Raw genomic sequence first — 15941 nt, 5'->3', positions numbered from 1 at the left:
TTTCCTCATGCAAGAATCATCAAGTGGGCAATCTGATCGTCTTCCTCGCCGGAGCAGGGCAAGCCAGCTCTGCATGGAATGAGCAGGTTCAGCGTCTTCCCAAGTATCAGAGCCTGGCGCTGGCAGCTACCGACCTGACCGACGGCCCTTTCAGCATGGATGCCGCAGTCGAGGGCCTGCAGCGGCAGATCCTCGAAACCGGTGCTGAGTCCGTGACGCTGATCGGGTTATCCCTGGGCGGAATGATCGCCACCCGGTACGCCGCAACACATCCTGAGATGCTCGCCGGGCTGCTGCTCAGCGGCAGCCAGATCCGCCCCTATCCCACACTGATGAGCATCCAACGAGGCATCATGCGTCTGATCCCCGCCCGTATGCTGCCCCTGCCCCAGGGACTCGATAAACCGGCATTCCTGCAGCTGCTCGATGCCGCAGCGCACACAGACCTCAGCGACGACCTATCCCGCATCGAGGCGCCGACGCTGGTGCTATGCGGAACCAAAGACCGCGCTAACCTCGGTGCGGCGAAACAACTCGCCCGACGGATTCCCGAGGCCGAACTGCGCCTGATCACCGGAGGCGGCCATGAACTGGCTACTGACGTCCCGGATGAGTTCGCTGATGCGGTGAGCGCCCTGTTGAACCGCCAGGAATGAACCAATCGCCTCAGAGTCGTTCATGCCCCGAAGGTCTGGAGGGCCAGGGCTATGGCCATGATGATCAGCGCTGCACCGGCTCCGCCTTCGATGATCCTGGTCCACCGCTGGCTCATCGCCCGGCGGAGCCCTGCGATGAGGCCTGCGCAGATGAAGCACCACAGCAGGGAGGAGACCATGAACGCGGCGAAGAAGACCAGCAGCGAACCCAAGGGGGCACCTTCCCCCAGCGCTCCACCGACCGCACCACCTGCACCGCCCCAGTAGACGACGTTCCATACGCTGCCCAGCGACATCAGGGCCCCTGCCACCAGCGGGCCACGCAGCGTCCTGGTACTACCGGGCCGCGTGTCCTGCGCTAGGACCTCGGAGGGAGTCTCGACGGGCGTGGCACCGGGCCTAACTGCGGCATAGATGCCCTGTGCCCCGAGGAAGAGAAGCACCAGGCAGCCAGCCAGGGTGATCGGGATGTGCCACTGGGGCTGGGTCAGCAGAGCGGCCGCCCCAGCCAGCCCGAGCACGGCCCATGCGGCATCGCCGACCAATGAGCCGACCTGGACCGCGAAGGCAGGGCGGAACCCGCCGCGGACCCCTCGCCGCAGTGATTCTGTAAAGACCGGGCCGGGTGCGGCGTTGAACACCAGGCCCAGCCACAAACCGGTGAGAACAATTTGGATCATCCCACCACAGTGCCTGCTGCCCGCCGGACGGGTCTTGAACGATTCCGACCTCGTCCGGCCTGACACGGAGCTAGGGCCGCTGCCTCTGGAGCTGGCCGGGCGTCTGGGCGTAGGCGGCCCGAAAGTGCCGATGGAAGTGCGCCTGGTCGCTAAAGCCCAGTTCGGCAGCGACCACCCCTGGCCGATGGCCGGCCTTCAGGCGACGACGGCCCTCCCGCAGGCGCAGCTGAAGGTGCCACGCGTATGGGGTCACCCCCATGGCTTTGACGAAGGCGCGGATGAAGTGGTCCGGACTCAGTGAGACCGCTGCGGCCAGCTCCGGGACCCGTACCGGGGAGGCCAGGTCATCGCGCATCTGCTGCAGCACCGGGGCCAGAACGGAGGGGGCCGGGTCGGAAGCGAGAGCCGGTGGAGCACCGGCGCCCTCCCTGCTGAGTCTCAGAACTTCGCCGACGACCCATAGGGTAATCTGCTCGGCCTCCTGGGCATCCTTGGCTATGGCAGCCCTGCGCAGGGCCCCAGCCAGCCCGGGACCGCCCACTGCAGAGCGGTGAGCCTCCACCGGATCCCCGCCGGTCACAGCCGCAGCCGTCTCGGGACTGATGTGGATGCTGAAGCACTCCCACGGGCTGTCTTCTTGTGTCTCGGCCCAGGAGGCCTGCACCTGACCAGGGTTGTAGACCGTAATCTCATCCGGCCCCACGGTGAATCGGGGCTTGCCTCCAGATCGAGCACCTCCGCGCTGAGCTGCCAGTGGCGGTTCACGATCTCCGGGTTCCCGGCGGCACGGGCGGTACGGGCCAGCCGCCGGTTCGAGCCGTAGAACTCTCCTGAGATCCAGTCGACGCCGGGCTCGCCGAGGATGAAGTGCACCAGGTTCGCCCCGCCCTTCTGCGGGGAGGTGAGCAGTCGCCGCAGCGGTGGCTGGGTGAAGACAGTAACTTTAGAGCGCTGCAGTGAACCACGATCGGAGTAGATTCTTCGTCTCTGGGGTGGCGTTGGTGGAGTCTACTTGCTCTGATGAGATCCATCGGTAGGAGGTGTGCTCCTCAGAGAGCTTCACCTGCCTACCTGTCAGTGGCACTGAGACGGTGAACTGCCGGGTTCGGCGTCCGGATCGGGACTCATAGTCAAACCATTCCAGGAAACCGGGGTCAACATGTTCAGCGGCGAAGCCAACCTCTTCAGCCAGCTCACGGTTCAACGCTTCTAAGAGACCCTCCCCGGAGTCCACACCCCCTGAGGGAACTTCTTCAAGCCCCGGAAGGAAATCATCACTCAGACTGCGCGTGACCACCAGCGCGCACCCAACGTCGTGGATGACGGCACCGACAACGAACTTCTCGATGCCTTCAGCCTCTGCCGCGGTTCGTAGTTCCTCACTCAGGACCATGCCTTCGCTCCTTTGATCTGATGGTTGGTGTGAAACTGGCAGCTCTTCTGAGGGCTTTTCGTTGCCCACAATGCTCCGTGGGGCCGGCTGCCCAGATCATGACGCGTCTGGACTCTCCCGGTTGATAGTCCTCTCTGCGAAAGCTCCTCTCGCAGTTGATCTGGTGGCCAGAAGTAGGCCGGGGCGATCGCGTGGTTGAACTTCTCGATATGCTCGCCGCTGAAGAATCCCATCAGCAGTGAACCGCCAGGCTGCAGGCACCTGACGAACTCATCCAGAACGGCAGGCATCTCTGTTGGTGGGATATGGATAGTCGAGTACCAAGCCAGAATGCCTCCGAGCTGCATGTCCTCAAACGGCAGGCTCCTGAAGTCACCCACTTCGAAGGGCGTGGACGGAAACCGCTCTTTGGCCGACTCGACGAACTCTGCGACCATGTCGATCCCGACGACGTCCACACCGATCTCGTACAGCAGCTGTGTCCAGTGCCCTGGCCCGCATCCGGCATCAACCACACAGCCGGTGAGGGACTCAGCCCACTGAGAAATCAACTGCCGATCATCGGAAGCCATGACATCCAGGGACCCCAGGGCCTGAACGTACTCTCCAGCGCGATGCTGGTAGGCGGAGCGAACCCCTTCCCTCACCGCCCGGACCTAGAGGTCCCGCAGATGTTCACGGGCGAAAGCCCTCACACTGTCCGTGGTGGTCAGCTGCTCCAGCTCGTTACGGGTGAACCAGCCCACGTCGTCGACCTCTTGTTCTTGGGCGGTCAGGGGTGCGGCGTCGTCGGCTTCGAGCAGGTACATCATGTCCATGTGGATGTGCTCAATGTCCTTGGCGGATTCCGGGATCAGCTGGGCCGCCATCGCGAAGGGGGTGGGCAGCTGGGACTCGGTGGTGCCGTTGAGGGCCATATCCATTGGGTTGCCGTTCGTGTGACGGGCATGAATGCCAGTCTCTTCAGCAACTTCCCGCAATGCAGTGTCCGAGGGGAACTCATCGGGATCAACATGGCCTCCAGGTGGCAGCCAGCGCTGCAGGCCCTGGTGGAAGATCATCAGCATCCGCGTCCGGTCCTGATTGACCACGTATCCGGTGGCGGTGAACTGCTTCTTCATCCCGGTTGCGTACTCGATCAGCGCCACGCTGGTTCTGCCCCTATCCCTTGGTCTCCGATTCGCCCCATGTAGCGTATCTGCTTGTGAATATCGCCCAGCTTTACGACACCGCCATCGCCGACGCCGATTCCTTGATCGACCGCCTGGGGGTGCGTGATGAGCTGGTGCAGAATGACACCCTGTGCCTCCAGGTGCCCAGTAACGAGCGCTATGACCAGGTCAAGACAGAACTCTCGGAACTGGGAGAGCTGATCAGCGAGAGCGAGGTCAACGGACGCCTGATTGCCGTCTTCGAGCTTCATCGCCGGCTGAAGTCATCCGGTTGGTCGGTGAGTTTCGTGGAGCTGCCTCAGCCGAAGACCGGCACAGAGGCTGAGGGTGTCCGGCACCTGCAGTTCGTGACCCGCACCGGGATCGAGAGCTTTCGAGCCAAGTTCCCGCGGTTGGACTTCGATGACAGAGGAAACGCCCGCAACCGGCTGCTCGAAATCGCCGAGGACGGCGCCGTGGTGCGTTTCCACGACAAGAACATGGGCGCGGTCATCGCCCTGGAGACGATGGGCTAAACCCTCACCAGATCACTCAGCGACAAAGGAGCGCCCATGCCACTGAGATCCCGAATTGATGCGATGCTGTTTGACTGTGATGGAGTGCTGGTGGACTCTGAGCCCATCGTGAATCAGGTGCTCCGTGATGAAGTCGCCGCGTTGGGGTGGGAGATGAGCATCGAGCAGTGCCTGCAGACCTTTGTCGGCTCCTCGCTGGAAGGAGTCCAGGCACGGGTGGAACAGCACACCGGCTGCAGCGTAGGCGAAGGGTGGGTGGAGGAGTTCACCCGCCGCCGAGACGCCGCCCTGCGCGAGCAGCTTCAACCGATTCCCGGCGCTGCCGAACTTGTCACTTATGCCGAGGATGCCTTTGAAGGGCGGATCGCCTGCGCTTCGAACTCAGAGCGAGCCAAAGTCGAGCTCCAACTGGAGAAGACAGGACTGCTTGCGCACTTCAACGGCAAGATCTTCAGCGCAGCAGAGACCGGGCCGGCGAAACCCTCACCTGCGGTATATCTGGCCGCTGCAGAATCAATGGGGCCGGTAGCGCAGCGACCGCTCGTCCTAGAGGACTCACCCTCCGGGGTCAGAGCCGGCAAAGCCGCCAACGCATACGTAGTCGCCCTGGCCACTACTGTCGATCCTGAGGCGCTCGTGGGTGCAGGCGCGGACGTGGTGGTGGATTCACTCTTCGAGGTCAGAGACCTAATAGGCTGAACAGGTCGGCGCCTTTCTTTCTTGCCATGCTCCCCTAGGACGCAGAGCGTACGTGGAGGCGCTCTCTCAGTGTGCTCACGGAGGGCGGTAGGGGGACCCCGCTGTTCGTGGCTGGGGAGGTTTCGGGTTCGCCGGCGACTGTGGTCAAAGGTAGGGTCCCGGCCCAGATGGTGGGATCATCGCCTGGTTCATCCGCGCTGGAGGCGCTGTTGTCTTTCACGCTGGCTTTCTCCAGCGGGATCCGCAGCACCATGGTGGCAGCCAGTTCCTTCTTTGTCATCGGACGGACTTCCTGAGATCGTCCAGGCATCAGGTGCTCGGCCAGTGTCAGCAGTGCAGCTTCTTTCTCTTCTGTTGGCACAGGCGTGGCTTGTCCGTAAATCACCGCTGCGCGATAGCGCATTGAACTGTCGAAAAACGATCGCGCATAGACGATGCCTTCCAAGAGGGTGACATTGACACAAACCTCTTTGCCGGTGGCGATCTCTCGGAAGAACCTGCTGCCGGTGGAGCCGTGAATCAACAGCGAGTCGCCCTCCCGGGCAAAACCGACGGGTAATGCGATGGGGGCTCCATCACGGGTGATGGAAACATGCGCGACAAGCGCCTGGTCTAGCAACGCATAGAGATCTGCTCGCTCGGTCTTCTGGTAGTGCGGCATGCGACCGATGCGGGTCTGATCATCGACGGGCAACTTTGGGAGCTCTGGCATGTCTTCGATGATCAGCCATCATCTGGTTCACTAAGTAGGCCAGTTTCTTAAAAAATCACTAGACCAGTGAAGGTGCCGTCTATGAAGGTCGAGCTTGCGATCACCCTGGACCGTGACGCTGAGTCGAGTCTTCAGGAACAGTTAGCTGGTCAGTTCAGGCGCGCCATTCTCCAGAAGCGATTAGTCCCGGGAGATCCTGTGCCAGCCAGCAGGCCTCTGGCACAGCAGTTGGGTGTCTCACGGGGCACAGTAGTCAGCGTCATGGAGCAACTGGTGGGCGAAGGTTACCTCGTGGCGCACCCCGGCAAGGGGCACTTCGTCGCCGCACTCGACCACCTCGGGCAGTCGAAGAATGAAAAGGAATCCCGCACTTCTCCTGCTGTCCTAACAGTCCCAGAGCACCCCCGGCCTGTGCTGGATCTTCGCCCCGGTTACCCCTGGACACAAGGTTTGGGTCAGGACCCGCTGTGGAAGTCAGCGTGGCGAAAAGCTACCGCCGACCTTCCAGATGCCGCCCTTCACGAGGAGGAACCGTCAGGAAGCCTGCGCCTGCGCGTGGCCATTGCTGAACATCTTCGACGAGCCCGGGGCATCATCACCCACCCGGGGAGTATTCACATTACGAGCGGGACAGCAGAGGCCCTTGTGCTCATCACACTGACTCTGAACCGCATCTATGGCACCGCTCAGATCGCTGTAGAGGACCCTGGCTATCCAGCAGCGAGGCAAGCCCTGGAAGGTGCCGGAGCTCGGGTGCAGACGGTGCCCACAGGCTCCGATGCCGGGATAGCGGTGGAAAAAATCCCCACATCGGTTCACGCCGTAGTTACCACCCCAAGCCACCAGTATCCGTTGGGCGGGCTGATGAGCATCAACGATCGGCTAGCGCTGCTGCGCTGGGCAGAACGCCATGAGGCTGTGGTGGTAGAAGATGACTACGACAGCGAGTTCCGGCACGGCCGGCCACCATTGCCAGCACTGTCCACCCTCTCCCAAGGCGAGCGGGTCATGACTATAGGAAGCTTCTCAAAAGTTCTCACCCCCGCCCTCCGGACCGGATACATCTACGCAGACGGTGCCCTCGGCCGTGAGCTGATCCGCACCAGGGCGGGTATCGGCGCGTCGGTCTCATATCTGCAGCAGGTCGCTCTTGCCGAATACCTTGAATCTGGCGGATTGGCCCGTCACATCGCCAGGATGCGCCGAGAGTACCGACATCGCAGAGATCTCCTGATAAGACGGCTGAGCGGGCTAGCCGGTGTGCAGGTCTCGGCAACCTCCGGCGGCCTGCATGCGGTGCTGCACACCCCGGTCCAGGCACCGCAATTAGCTGCCCAGCTCAGGGCCAGAGGAACAGAGGTGGCCTTGCTCTCCTCCTACTACGCAGAAGGCCTTCCCCAAGAAGAGGATGGACTCGTCATCGGCTACGGCCAGACCTCAAGCGTTCACCTGAGTCAGGCGCTGGGGCAAATCCAAGAGATTCTTGCCACGAAGCGCTAGTAATCACCTGCGACCAGTGTGGGGCAGCCGTAATCAGCACCTTCTGAAACAGGACCCGTCAGCCGGACACTGCATCAATCACAAGAGCGCAAGCGAAGACCAGCAGCAATAGGCCGACACCGATCTCGAGGTTGGCCAGGCCGCGGTTGCCTATGCTGCGGAAGACCCGGGCGCCGAAGAGCACGAAGGCCGGCAGGTAGAACACCCCGACCAGTACATCAGCGGCTCCGAGGATGCCCAGCTGCAGCCACACTGGCCAGGCGGAGGCCTCGTCGATGAACTGGGGCAGCACGGCGACGAAGAACAGGATGACCTTCGGGTTCATCAGGTTGGTCAACAGGGTGCGTTGGAAGGCCGAACGTGCCGCAGCGCTGCGGCCGGGTGTGGTCGCAGTTTCTGTCAGGTCTGCCGGTTGGCGGCGGATCTTCCGGCTGGCCAGGATGGCCCGCACACCGAGATAGGCCAGATAGATAGCGCCTCCCACAGACAGCACGGTGAGGCTGGCTGGGGCGGCGACCAGCAGTGCTGAGAGTCCCACTGCGCTGATGATCATGTGCACGCTCAACCCGGCTAAGGCACCTGCAGCCGCTGCGAGGCCCACGCGTGCCCCTCGGGCACTGGCCCGCAGGATCATCACCGTGTCCGGGCCCGGGGAGATGTAACTGACCAGCACCAGGGCCAGGAAGATGTGCCATTCAACGATCACCGGGGTCCAGGGTTCCTCTCACTCACGCGTGCCACCTGGTTCGGCGGAGGCCGGTGGCACTAGCTGCTCAGACTAACAACCGGGACCACGATCGCTGCGATGAGCAGGCCTGCAGCTTGGGGGCGGCTGAGGCGTTCTTTCAGCAGCAGTACAGCAAGAATCACCGGCAGGGCTGGGTAGAGGGCGACGGCGATCATCACCGGACCCAACAACGCGTGGCGTGTGGCGAAGAGGTAGAACGCCATGGCAACCGCGGCCATCACACCTACCGCAGCACCCAACCCGGTACTGCTGCGGAGCTTCAGGGATGTGCCTCTGATCCATGCCAGGCCGAGCAGCAGGACCAGGCTGACCAGTTGTCCGGTCAGCAACGGTTCAGCCGGGGCAGCAGTGGTGACCTGGCTCAGGGCAAAGAGCTGTGTGGCATAACCGGCACCGGCCACCAGCCCAAAGCCAACAGCCTCCACACCTTGCCTGGTATCCGGTGTGGCCTGATCAGCAATGCTGTGGCGCGGAGGCCGGCTGAGCAGCCATATCGCGGGCAACAGCATAACTCCGGCTACCGCCGTATACAGCTGCAGAGGCTCGTGGAGAAGGGTGACTGAGAGGATGAACGGCACCGCCACTGAGACGATGCTGGTCACCGGGACCATCACCGCGATATGCGCCCTGCTCATCCCCTCATAGAGAGCCGCCACCCCGACTGCGGCTCCTACTCCTGAAAGCACAGCCCAGCCAGCATCGTCCTGGCCCATCGGTTCAAGCTCACCCCGGCCCCAGAACACAGCCAACCCCCAGCCCAGGAAGAACACCGCACCACCAGCCTGGGAGTAGACCGCGATACTCAGTGCCGGTGCTCGGCGGGAGAGAACTCCGTTGAAGAAATGAGATGTCCCGAACATGATCGCGGCTGCGATACCAAGGGCCTCTCCCACAACTGTCCTCTCTTCCTCAGGCGTACTGGTTCGGTTGGTGTTGGCTCTCAGTGTTTCGATAGGAGAGCGTTGCGGTCTAGTTCCGTTTATGCACAGCAACCATGTACCTTGAGTGCATGTTGGATCGGAGGATCGAGCTGCTTCGGATGATCGCCCACCTGGGCACGGTCACCGAGGCTGCGCACGCCCTCTACCGCAGCCCCTCGGGGGTCTCGCGCCAGATCCAGGAGCTGGCCAAAGAGCTCGGGGTGGAACTTCTCCAGCCCGAGGGCCGCAGGGTGAAACTCACCCCAGCAGGTAAAGCGTTGGTGGAATATGCCGATGAGACCCATCACCGCTGGGAAGCCACCCGCTCCAGACTCACCACCACAGAGGAGCCGGCCGGGAGCATCACCCTTGTCGCCCACCCTTCAGCAGTGACCGCGCTCATCGCGCCGTTGTTGCCGCAGCTGGCTCAGGAACATCCCGGGGTGCAGTTGCATGTGATCGAAGACCAGGCTCCGGGCAGCTTCCACCGGCTCACCACCGGTGAGGCCGACCTCTGCCTGGCCGTGGTCGAAGAAGGAATCCCAGCACGCGGCGACTCCCGCTTCCACCAGACAGACCTGGGCAAGGAACCCATCGATGCGCTACTCCCGGTAGGCCACCAGCTGGCCGAGAAGACAACAGTGTCCCTACGCGAGCTGGCGGATGAGGCCTGGGTAGTGCCAGCCCCAGGGCAGGCCAGTCACCATGAAGTCATGACCGCCTGCCACGCCGCGGGCTTTACCCCCACGGTGGTGCACTACGCCCGAGACTGGGCTGCCGTCGGCGCACTGGTCCACGCCACCGGAGCCGTAAGCCTGACCTCACGCTTCGCCCCCTACCACCACCCCAACACCCGTCAAGTAGCGCTGACCGGAGAACCGACACCTACACGTCAGCTGCTCCTGGCCACCCGAGCAGGCAGTGAGAACGCTCCTCTGATCCGGCTGGTGGCCGCACAGCTGGAGGACTGTGCGTTGTCTTAGTCCTCCTGGGTTGGGGAAAGCACTAGTGATCCCAGCTCATCTCGAGTTTGTTCCGTCTCGGGGACCAAATGGTAGTCCTGTCCTTCACGCTCGACCTGGAAAACCAGCTCTGCTGGCTCAGTGGCGTCTTCAATCTCGAGGGAGAGAACGTCTTCTTCCAGCGTGTAGCTGTAGCCCCGGGTGAACTCGCTGGAGTCATGACGAATAGTACTGCTGGTGAAGATCATCTCTCCGGCTTCTCCGTTAGATGAGACCACTATCCAGGGCTGCTCCTGAAGATCAGTACCGGTGTCGCTGAAGCAACCGGTGACCGATCCCGCCAGCACGAGAACCGGGCCGACAACACCGAGTCTTCTACACCGCATAGTAGGTAAAAAGTGTAGTCGTTGACCCTTGAGCCCTCTCACCCCGCCGGGGGCGACCTGTCCTCTCTAAGCGTCATGGCCCGCACTGCGCACTCAGCAGGCCCCAGCTCATCGTTCACCGCACCGGGCAGAGAAGCAGCCGAGTGGGTCTTTGATTTCACCTGGCAGGGGCGTCGTCGTTCTTTCGAAGGCACCAGCATCGCTACCGTCGATGGAGGTCTAATCACCTCACTGCGGGAGTACCGCACCAACGGGGAACTTTACGACTGGACCGGCACCTGGCGCTGAGCCGTGGTGGCCGGCTCCGTTCAGGGCAGGCGTGATGGGTTCAGAGTTTGGACATCCGGTAGATGAAGAACCCCTGACTGGCCAACATTGCTGCCAGCCCGATCCACACCCACGGGCTGATCGGCCAGTCTCCGGCGATCCCGCCGAGTGCGATCACATAAATCAGTGTCACGGTGGCCACGGTCCAGATCATCATCTGGACACTGTTTTTGTAGTGGGCCTGGATGTTGCCCTCGGTGACTTTGCCCAGCCCGTAGTTATAGGTCCGCGGGAAACGGGTGAGGATCGCGCATCCGATGATCGCAGCGAGCATCACCGTAGCCATGCCCAGAATCTCCCAGGGTGAGCCGTACCGATTGACTGATCCGTCGGCGGTGAAGTGCATCGGCACCTGATCCGGCATCGAGGGGATACGCACCACCATCCACACGGTATAGAGCACCGCAACCAGCAGACTGCCGATCAGCAGAAACCGGTGAAACTGGTCCAGGGTGAAGTCTGGCTGGGGACGGCTGCGCATCGTGGGGTACTCCAGCACCCCGTCTGCGTTACGGAAGGGAACCCCCAGTCGCCGGGCCTGCACATAGTCACTGACCGGCTCGCTGCCTGTTGTCTTCTCCGGCATCGTCACCTTGTCCTCCCTCAGATCCTCTCCAGGGATTATTTCAAACTGGACGACGACGAGGAGGACTGTCAGCGCACGGCTTCCAGGGCTGTGGTGTCCCAGATGGCGCCTATGCGCAGTTGCGCTCAGCCATGTGTGCTCTGGAGCTGGTCTTGTAACCAGGCGCTGAGGGTTTCAGGGTCGTAGCGCACCGACCCGCCGCAGAGGGATAAGTAGGGTGGGCCGATGCCGTTGGAGGCCCAGTTCGCCAGCGTTTTGGCCGAGACTCCGAGGTAGTCGGCAGCTTCCTGCCGGGTCCATAGCTTCGGCATTGTCGGCGTCGCCTCTGTCTTGGTTTCCATAGTTGCTGTGCTCATATGCCGGTAGCGCCCGGCCGGGGGTCGTCAACGGGGGCCAGCCCGTCCGGCGGGGTCCCTTCGACCCCTCGTGTGTGTGCTGCGCACCTTGTTGGGGCTTCCGGACACTCACAGGGCATGGATACCAACGACACCACAGAGACCTACGATGCGAACCAACGCGATCACCAGTGGGAGACCACCGGCGAACAGGCCGATGAGCTCACCCCACAGAGCACGGGCCGGTGGCTGATCACCACTCAGGGCACTCTCCATCTCTGGGATCTGGATCAGATGACCTACGTGCGGATGCCTTCGGCAGCATCGAAGTCCGGGTCTATGGGACATGACCAGAGACCGGTCCCGCTCACCCGAGTGGTCTGGTGGCCGAAAGTTGGGGAGCGTCCTTACTTCTGGTACGACGATCCAGATGATCCAGTGTTTTGGGAGCATTGGCGGATCAGCTCGGAGGTCCAGAAGATCGAGCGCCTAGCCGATACCCGGGCCGCCACTGATCCGGAGGACCCGTCATGACCCCTGGGCCACGAGATCGACTGCAGCACACGGATTCCATGTCGGTGGGGCCCTCTAGGCTGAAATTCATGAGCAGCCCCGAACCTACCCAGGACACTGACACAGCCCTCCGGGGTGCCACTGTGGCGATCGCCGGGGACTGGCACGCCAACACCTCCTCGGCCATCCGATGCCTGCGTCGTCTGCATTCACTGGGCGTGCGAGAGGTCTTCCAGCTCGGAGACTTCGGGATCTGGCCCGGCCAGAAAGGCACTGAGTATCTCGACGCCCTCCAGGAAGTCCTGGACGAGCTCGGCATGCGACTAGTCGTCACCCCGGGCAACCACGAGGACTATCACCAGATCTCCCAACTCTCCGCCCAGAACCGGGACCACCATGACATCCATGCCGATTTCGAGGCGCTGGGTGCGGTGATGTGGGCCAGGGAGCGGATCGCGTTGCTGCCCCGGGGTCACCGGTTCACACGTAGCGGGTGGAGTTTCGTGTCTCTGGGCGGTGCGCCGTCGGTGGATTTCGAACACCGCATCACCGGGCAGTCGTGGTGGATCGAGGAGATGATCACCGGCGACGACGTCGCCACCGTCGTCGCCGGTGGGACGGCCGATGTGATGTTCACCCACGATGCCCCGGAGCCCTGGCACGGCACCGACATGGTCGCCAAGATCATCCAGACCCCGCTCGGCCGTTCAGCGGAGGTGTTGGCCTATGCCACCGAAGGACGCCGACGCCTCGATGAAGCCTTCCAAGCCGTGAAGCCTCGGGTGTTGGCGCACGGGCACTATCACGTCAAGGACTCCAAACTGGTCCAGATCGAGGGTTGCGATCACCAGACCCTTGTGGTCGCCACCGAGTGTGATCAGATGCCCGATGCCAACCTCGGTCTCCTCCACCTGCCCGACGAGCAGGACCAGGCGGAGGGAGCGGAGCCGCGCGTGGAATGGGTGCCGCTTCCACCGGTCACCACCGGGGTGGACCGCAGCCAGCTCGGAGTCTGGCCGGAGAAACCGGTCTGGGTCTGGGAGACCGAGGATTTCCTGCGGGTCTTCGACGAAGGCCGCTCGGCTCACTGGAACCAGCTCATCGCCGAAGCCGCGGACGAGCCCCAGGGCGCCTGGCTCGGTCGGATGGTCGAGGCCCTGGAACAGAGTGCCAACGCCCGTGCCCGGGAGTTCATGGTCTCCCGGGCTGGTGGCCTGCTGCCCGATCCGCCGGAAGACAGGAGGGATCACTGATGGCGCAGAACCCAGCACGCAGCACTGCCCAGGACTTTGAGCTTGCCCCGGTGCTCAACACCGGGGGCGGGGTCATGGGGAAATGGGCCTGGTATCACCGGCGGAATCAGGAGCTTCGCCGGGTCAAGGACTTCTACTTCCAGGCCCAGACCGCGGAGAACATCTATGAGGATCTGGCAGTCTTTGGGCGCGCTCCACAGACCGGGTGTGAGGATCTGCAGGCGCGGGTGATGGACGGCAACCTCCCGGTGCTGGTGCACATTCCGCATGCAGGTCTTCGGGTCCCCTCTGAGTACACCCGGGACGGGCACCTATCCCAGGGTGAGCGGGCCACCGAAGACCCTGGTCTGCTGGCCCGGGTCCGTGATGCCGCCGACTACGGCGTGGATCACTGTGTACAGAGCGCCTGGAATCGAGCCAACGACGGCGCCCCCTATGTGGTCAAAAACCTCCACTCCCGGCTGACCTTCGACCCCTACGAGCACCCAGAGAGTGCCACCGAGAAGCTTCATGCGGCCTACCACCAGTTGCTCTGCGAGACCCTGGAGAGGATCCTGGATCGCTTCGCTGAAGTGCTGATCATCAACCTCCACGCCCACGGAACCCCCACCCCGGCCCCAGGTGAACACCAGGGGCCTGCCTGGTGCCTCGGGGTGGACGGGGCGCAGCACAGCCAACGCATCGAAGGGGTGTTGGAGAGGCTGAGGATCGAGGGCCTGGCCGCGGTCAATGAGCCGTACTCAGGGGCTTTCGTGCCAGCAGGCTACGTCGGCAGGCCCGAGGTTACTGCGGTGGACTGCCATGTCCGACAGGACGTCTATCTCGATGCTGACCATACGCCCCGCCGCACAGGTTCCTACGAGAATCCAGGAACCGATGAGGTCCCTGAGGTGCGGTTGTCTGACCTGCGGGTCGCGATCCGACGGATCTGGCTGGAGCATGAAGAACCCGGCCGAGAAGCCAGACACAACGCACGACGGAGAACCGGCACCACACCGTTGCCTGGACGAAAGACCACGGCCATGACTGAGGATGACAAGGAGGCCTACGATGATGCCGCTGGACCTGATCCTGATCCGACACGGAGAGTCTGAGGGCAACGTTGCCGGTGCCCTGGCCAGGCAGGGCGAGGAGTCTCATTACACCGATGACTCTGTGACCACCCCTGGGCGTGAGTGGCAACTGACTCAGACTGGGCAGAGGCAGGCCCAGATCGTGGGCCAACACTTGCGAGAGGCCCAATTTCCCACCGCCTACACCCAGCTGCGAGGACAAGAGGCCACCCGGTTCTACTGCTCGCCCTATGTGCGTACCCGGCAGACCGCAGGCCACCTCGGACTCGAAGCACGGAGAGAAGATCTTCAGCGGCGAAGTGAACGGCAAGAGTCAGATGGGCTATGATAGAGGATGCTGTTCTGGGCAGAAAGGGCTTCCGGCCCCCTGAGCCTGGAAGGCAACCAAACTGAATAGTGGGAGGCAGCGCAGCGCGCTGCATGGGCCTTTAGCTCAGTTGGTAGAGCATCGGACTTCAAATAGGAGCGCCTCGGTGGAAACGCTGGGGATGACACCACTCAAAGTCGGGGAACCCTTCCTAGATGGAATCTAGATGGCAATCCCGAGCCAAGCCGAGACCACGTCTTGGAAGGTGTAGAGACTGGACGGGTGGCACCTACGGCGCAAGCTACGGTGAAGGGACAGTCCAGACCACGAACGCCCCGAAGGGGCGGCGGCGAAAGTCGAAGTGGCAGGTTAATCCGCTGGTCGCGGGTTCGAGCCCCGCAGGGCCCACCCTACGCACAAGGCTCGAACCCTTGCCCAACGATTCGTTGGCGGGGGTTCGGGCCTTGTTGTCGTCTCGGCTCCAGTTGAGGGCGTTGCCGTTGATCTGGGGGTCGAGCAGCATCTCGAAGGGGCGTTGGTGCTCGACGCGGAGCTTGTCGTCTTCGTCGATGTAGACCTTGGTGAAGAAGGCTTGGTTGCATAGTCGCCGGTTGGTGTCGTCGCATCGAGCGTAGATGTCAGCGCAGTTGGCGAGCAGGGTCAGGGCGTCTTCGAGGTGGTTTCTGGCCTCGATGTACTCGCCGTGGTGGGCGTCGATGCGTCGGTTGACCTGGTCTAGTTCACCCAGGATGCGGTCTTGTTCGCGTTTGAGTAGAGCGAGTGGGATGGCGTCGGCGTAGTGGGCTTGCAGCAGGCGTTCTTGTTCGTGTTGGAGTCGGTCACGGTTGGTGGTCAGCTGGTTCAGCTCATCGGTTTCGGNTCGGTCACGGTTGGTGGTCAGCTGGTTCAGCTCATCGGTTTCGGCGGCCATGAGCCGGTCGAACTCGTGGTGGAGCATTCCGCCGAGAGCTTCCTTATCAGCAGCGGTGATCTGCACGTGGTGGTAGTAGTTCTCGACGAGCTGTTCGACGTCTTCAATAAGGATGGCACCCCGGGTGCCCCTACCTGCCAGACTGAGGTGAGACACCCGGGCTGATGGTTATAAGGGCTGGGGCATCCCACTATTGGAAGAGGAACCCCGCATGACGATCACCACCGAAACAGTCTTCGAGGTCGGCACCGTTCCCGCCGAGCAGGTCTCTGA

21 protein-coding genes are annotated in these 15941 nt (G+C 62.6%); 10 read left to right on the top strand and 11 right to left on the bottom strand.

Annotated features, from left to right (window positions below; genetic code table 11):
• Window positions 1-23 precede the first annotated feature (23 nt).
• Window positions 24-656 (top strand): alpha/beta fold hydrolase, encoded by a 633-nt coding sequence (locus tag FEF27_RS08760; RefSeq protein WP_138170484.1) that lies wholly within the window; start codon window positions 24-26, stop codon window positions 654-656.
• A gap of 20 nt (window positions 657-676) precedes the next feature.
• On the opposite strand, the gene FEF27_RS08755 is transcribed toward FEF27_RS08760, so the two are convergent.
• The 5 genes from FEF27_RS08755 to FEF27_RS08735 all read right to left on the bottom strand — a co-directional run bounded on the left by FEF27_RS08755 (window position 677) and on the right by FEF27_RS08735 (window position 3850).
• Entirely contained in the window at window positions 677-1336 is a 660-nt protein-coding gene (locus FEF27_RS08755; RefSeq protein WP_138170483.1) for a LysE family transporter, read from the bottom strand.
• Between the two features lie 70 nt (window positions 1337-1406).
• Window positions 1407-2039, bottom strand: a complete 633-nt coding sequence (locus FEF27_RS08750; protein WP_138170482.1) for a helix-turn-helix domain-containing protein — start codon at window positions 2037-2039, stop codon at window positions 1407-1409.
• A 240-nt stretch (window positions 2040-2279) separates the two neighbouring features.
• The gene (locus FEF27_RS08745; protein ID WP_138170481.1) at window positions 2280-2729 is read right to left on the bottom strand and encodes an NUDIX hydrolase; all 450 of its coding nucleotides are present in this window, start codon (window positions 2727-2729) and stop codon (window positions 2280-2282) included.
• Window positions 2720-3301 (bottom strand): class I SAM-dependent methyltransferase, encoded by a 582-nt coding sequence (locus tag FEF27_RS08740; protein WP_138170480.1) that lies wholly within the window; start codon window positions 3299-3301, stop codon window positions 2720-2722. Before FEF27_RS08740 ends, FEF27_RS08745 begins: the two co-directional genes overlap by 10 nt.
• A gap of 84 nt (window positions 3302-3385) precedes the next feature.
• A complete protein-coding gene (locus FEF27_RS08735; RefSeq protein ID WP_138170479.1) occupies window positions 3386-3850 on the bottom strand; it encodes an NUDIX hydrolase in 465 nt (154 codons plus the stop codon).
• A gap of 83 nt (window positions 3851-3933) precedes the next feature.
• Between FEF27_RS08735 and FEF27_RS08730 the strand changes: the two genes are divergently transcribed.
• Entirely contained in the window at window positions 3934-4416 is a 483-nt protein-coding gene (locus FEF27_RS08730; protein WP_166429978.1) for a VOC family protein, read from the top strand.
• Between the two features lie 36 nt (window positions 4417-4452).
• The gene (locus FEF27_RS08725; RefSeq protein WP_138170477.1) at window positions 4453-5115 is read left to right on the top strand and encodes an HAD family hydrolase; all 663 of its coding nucleotides are present in this window, start codon (window positions 4453-4455) and stop codon (window positions 5113-5115) included.
• A gap of 34 nt (window positions 5116-5149) precedes the next feature.
• On the opposite strand, the gene FEF27_RS08720 is transcribed toward FEF27_RS08725, so the two are convergent.
• A complete protein-coding gene (locus tag FEF27_RS08720; RefSeq protein ID WP_138170476.1) occupies window positions 5150-5827 on the bottom strand; it encodes a pyridoxamine 5'-phosphate oxidase family protein in 678 nt (225 codons plus the stop codon).
• Between the two features lie 81 nt (window positions 5828-5908).
• Here FEF27_RS08720 and pdxR point away from each other — a divergent pair, with 81 nt between their 5' ends.
• Window positions 5909-7327, top strand: coding sequence for a MocR-like pyridoxine biosynthesis transcription factor PdxR (gene pdxR / locus FEF27_RS08715; RefSeq protein ID WP_138170475.1), 1419 nt, complete (start codon window positions 5909-5911; stop codon window positions 7325-7327).
• 58 nt (window positions 7328-7385) lie between these two features.
• Here pdxR and FEF27_RS08710 read toward each other — a convergent pair whose 3' ends face one another.
• A complete protein-coding gene (locus tag FEF27_RS08710) occupies window positions 7386-8033 on the bottom strand; it encodes a LysE family translocator (protein WP_138170474.1) in 648 nt (215 codons plus the stop codon).
• 59 nt (window positions 8034-8092) lie between these two features.
• Window positions 8093-8968 (bottom strand): EamA family transporter, encoded by an 876-nt coding sequence (locus FEF27_RS08705; protein WP_138170473.1) that lies wholly within the window; start codon window positions 8966-8968, stop codon window positions 8093-8095.
• Window positions 8969-9084: 116 nt separating this feature from the next.
• Between FEF27_RS08705 and FEF27_RS08700 the strand changes: the two genes are divergently transcribed.
• Window positions 9085-9978, top strand: coding sequence for a LysR family transcriptional regulator (locus tag FEF27_RS08700; RefSeq protein WP_166429977.1), 894 nt, complete (start codon window positions 9085-9087; stop codon window positions 9976-9978).
• Here the strand turns inward: FEF27_RS08700 and FEF27_RS08695 are convergent.
• Window positions 9975-10235, bottom strand: a complete 261-nt coding sequence (locus tag FEF27_RS08695; protein ID WP_138170471.1) for a hypothetical protein — start codon at window positions 10233-10235, stop codon at window positions 9975-9977. The two genes, FEF27_RS08700 and FEF27_RS08695, sit on opposite strands and share 4 nt — an antisense overlap.
• A 183-nt stretch (window positions 10236-10418) precedes the next feature.
• Between FEF27_RS08695 and FEF27_RS08690 the strand changes: the two genes are divergently transcribed.
• Window positions 10419-10631 carry a hypothetical protein gene (locus FEF27_RS08690; RefSeq protein WP_138170470.1) on the top strand — a complete coding sequence of 71 codons (213 nt, stop codon included), beginning with the start codon at window positions 10419-10421 and terminating at the stop codon, window positions 10629-10631.
• Window positions 10632-10671: 40 nt separating this feature from the next.
• Here the strand turns inward: FEF27_RS08690 and FEF27_RS08685 are convergent, their stop codons facing one another.
• Both FEF27_RS08685 and FEF27_RS08680 read right to left on the bottom strand, forming a co-directional pair.
• Window positions 10672-11256, bottom strand: a complete 585-nt coding sequence (locus FEF27_RS08685) for a DUF1648 domain-containing protein (protein ID WP_138170469.1) — start codon at window positions 11254-11256, stop codon at window positions 10672-10674.
• 125 nt (window positions 11257-11381) lie between these two features.
• Complete coding sequence (locus FEF27_RS08680; protein ID WP_166429976.1) at window positions 11382-11597, bottom strand: helix-turn-helix transcriptional regulator; 216 nt, start codon at window positions 11595-11597, stop codon at window positions 11382-11384.
• A gap of 132 nt (window positions 11598-11729) precedes the next feature.
• Here FEF27_RS08680 and FEF27_RS08675 point away from each other — a divergent pair, with 132 nt between their 5' ends.
• The 4 genes from FEF27_RS08675 (at window position 11730) to FEF27_RS08660 (ending at window position 14758) form a co-directional block, all read left to right on the top strand.
• A complete protein-coding gene (locus FEF27_RS08675) occupies window positions 11730-12125 on the top strand; it encodes a hypothetical protein (protein ID WP_138170467.1) in 396 nt (131 codons plus the stop codon).
• Window positions 12126-12193: 68 nt separating this feature from the next.
• Window positions 12194-13357 (top strand): metallophosphoesterase, encoded by a 1164-nt coding sequence (locus FEF27_RS08670; RefSeq protein ID WP_166429975.1) that lies wholly within the window; start codon window positions 12194-12196, stop codon window positions 13355-13357.
• Window positions 13357-14451, top strand: a complete 1095-nt coding sequence (locus FEF27_RS08665) for an N-formylglutamate amidohydrolase (RefSeq protein ID WP_138170465.1) — start codon at window positions 13357-13359, stop codon at window positions 14449-14451. Before FEF27_RS08670 ends, FEF27_RS08665 begins: the two co-directional genes overlap by 1 nt.
• Window positions 14408-14758 (top strand): phosphoglycerate mutase family protein, encoded by a 351-nt coding sequence (locus tag FEF27_RS08660; RefSeq protein ID WP_166429974.1) that lies wholly within the window; start codon window positions 14408-14410, stop codon window positions 14756-14758. Before FEF27_RS08665 ends, FEF27_RS08660 begins: the two co-directional genes overlap by 44 nt.
• Window positions 14759-15941: the final 1183 nt, after the last annotated feature.

The organism is Nesterenkonia sphaerica, from assembly GCF_005771565.1.
GTDB classification, from domain to species: Bacteria; Actinomycetota; Actinomycetes; order Actinomycetales; family Micrococcaceae; genus Nesterenkonia; species Nesterenkonia sphaerica.
This window is presented reverse-complemented; position numbering and strand designations above follow the sequence as displayed.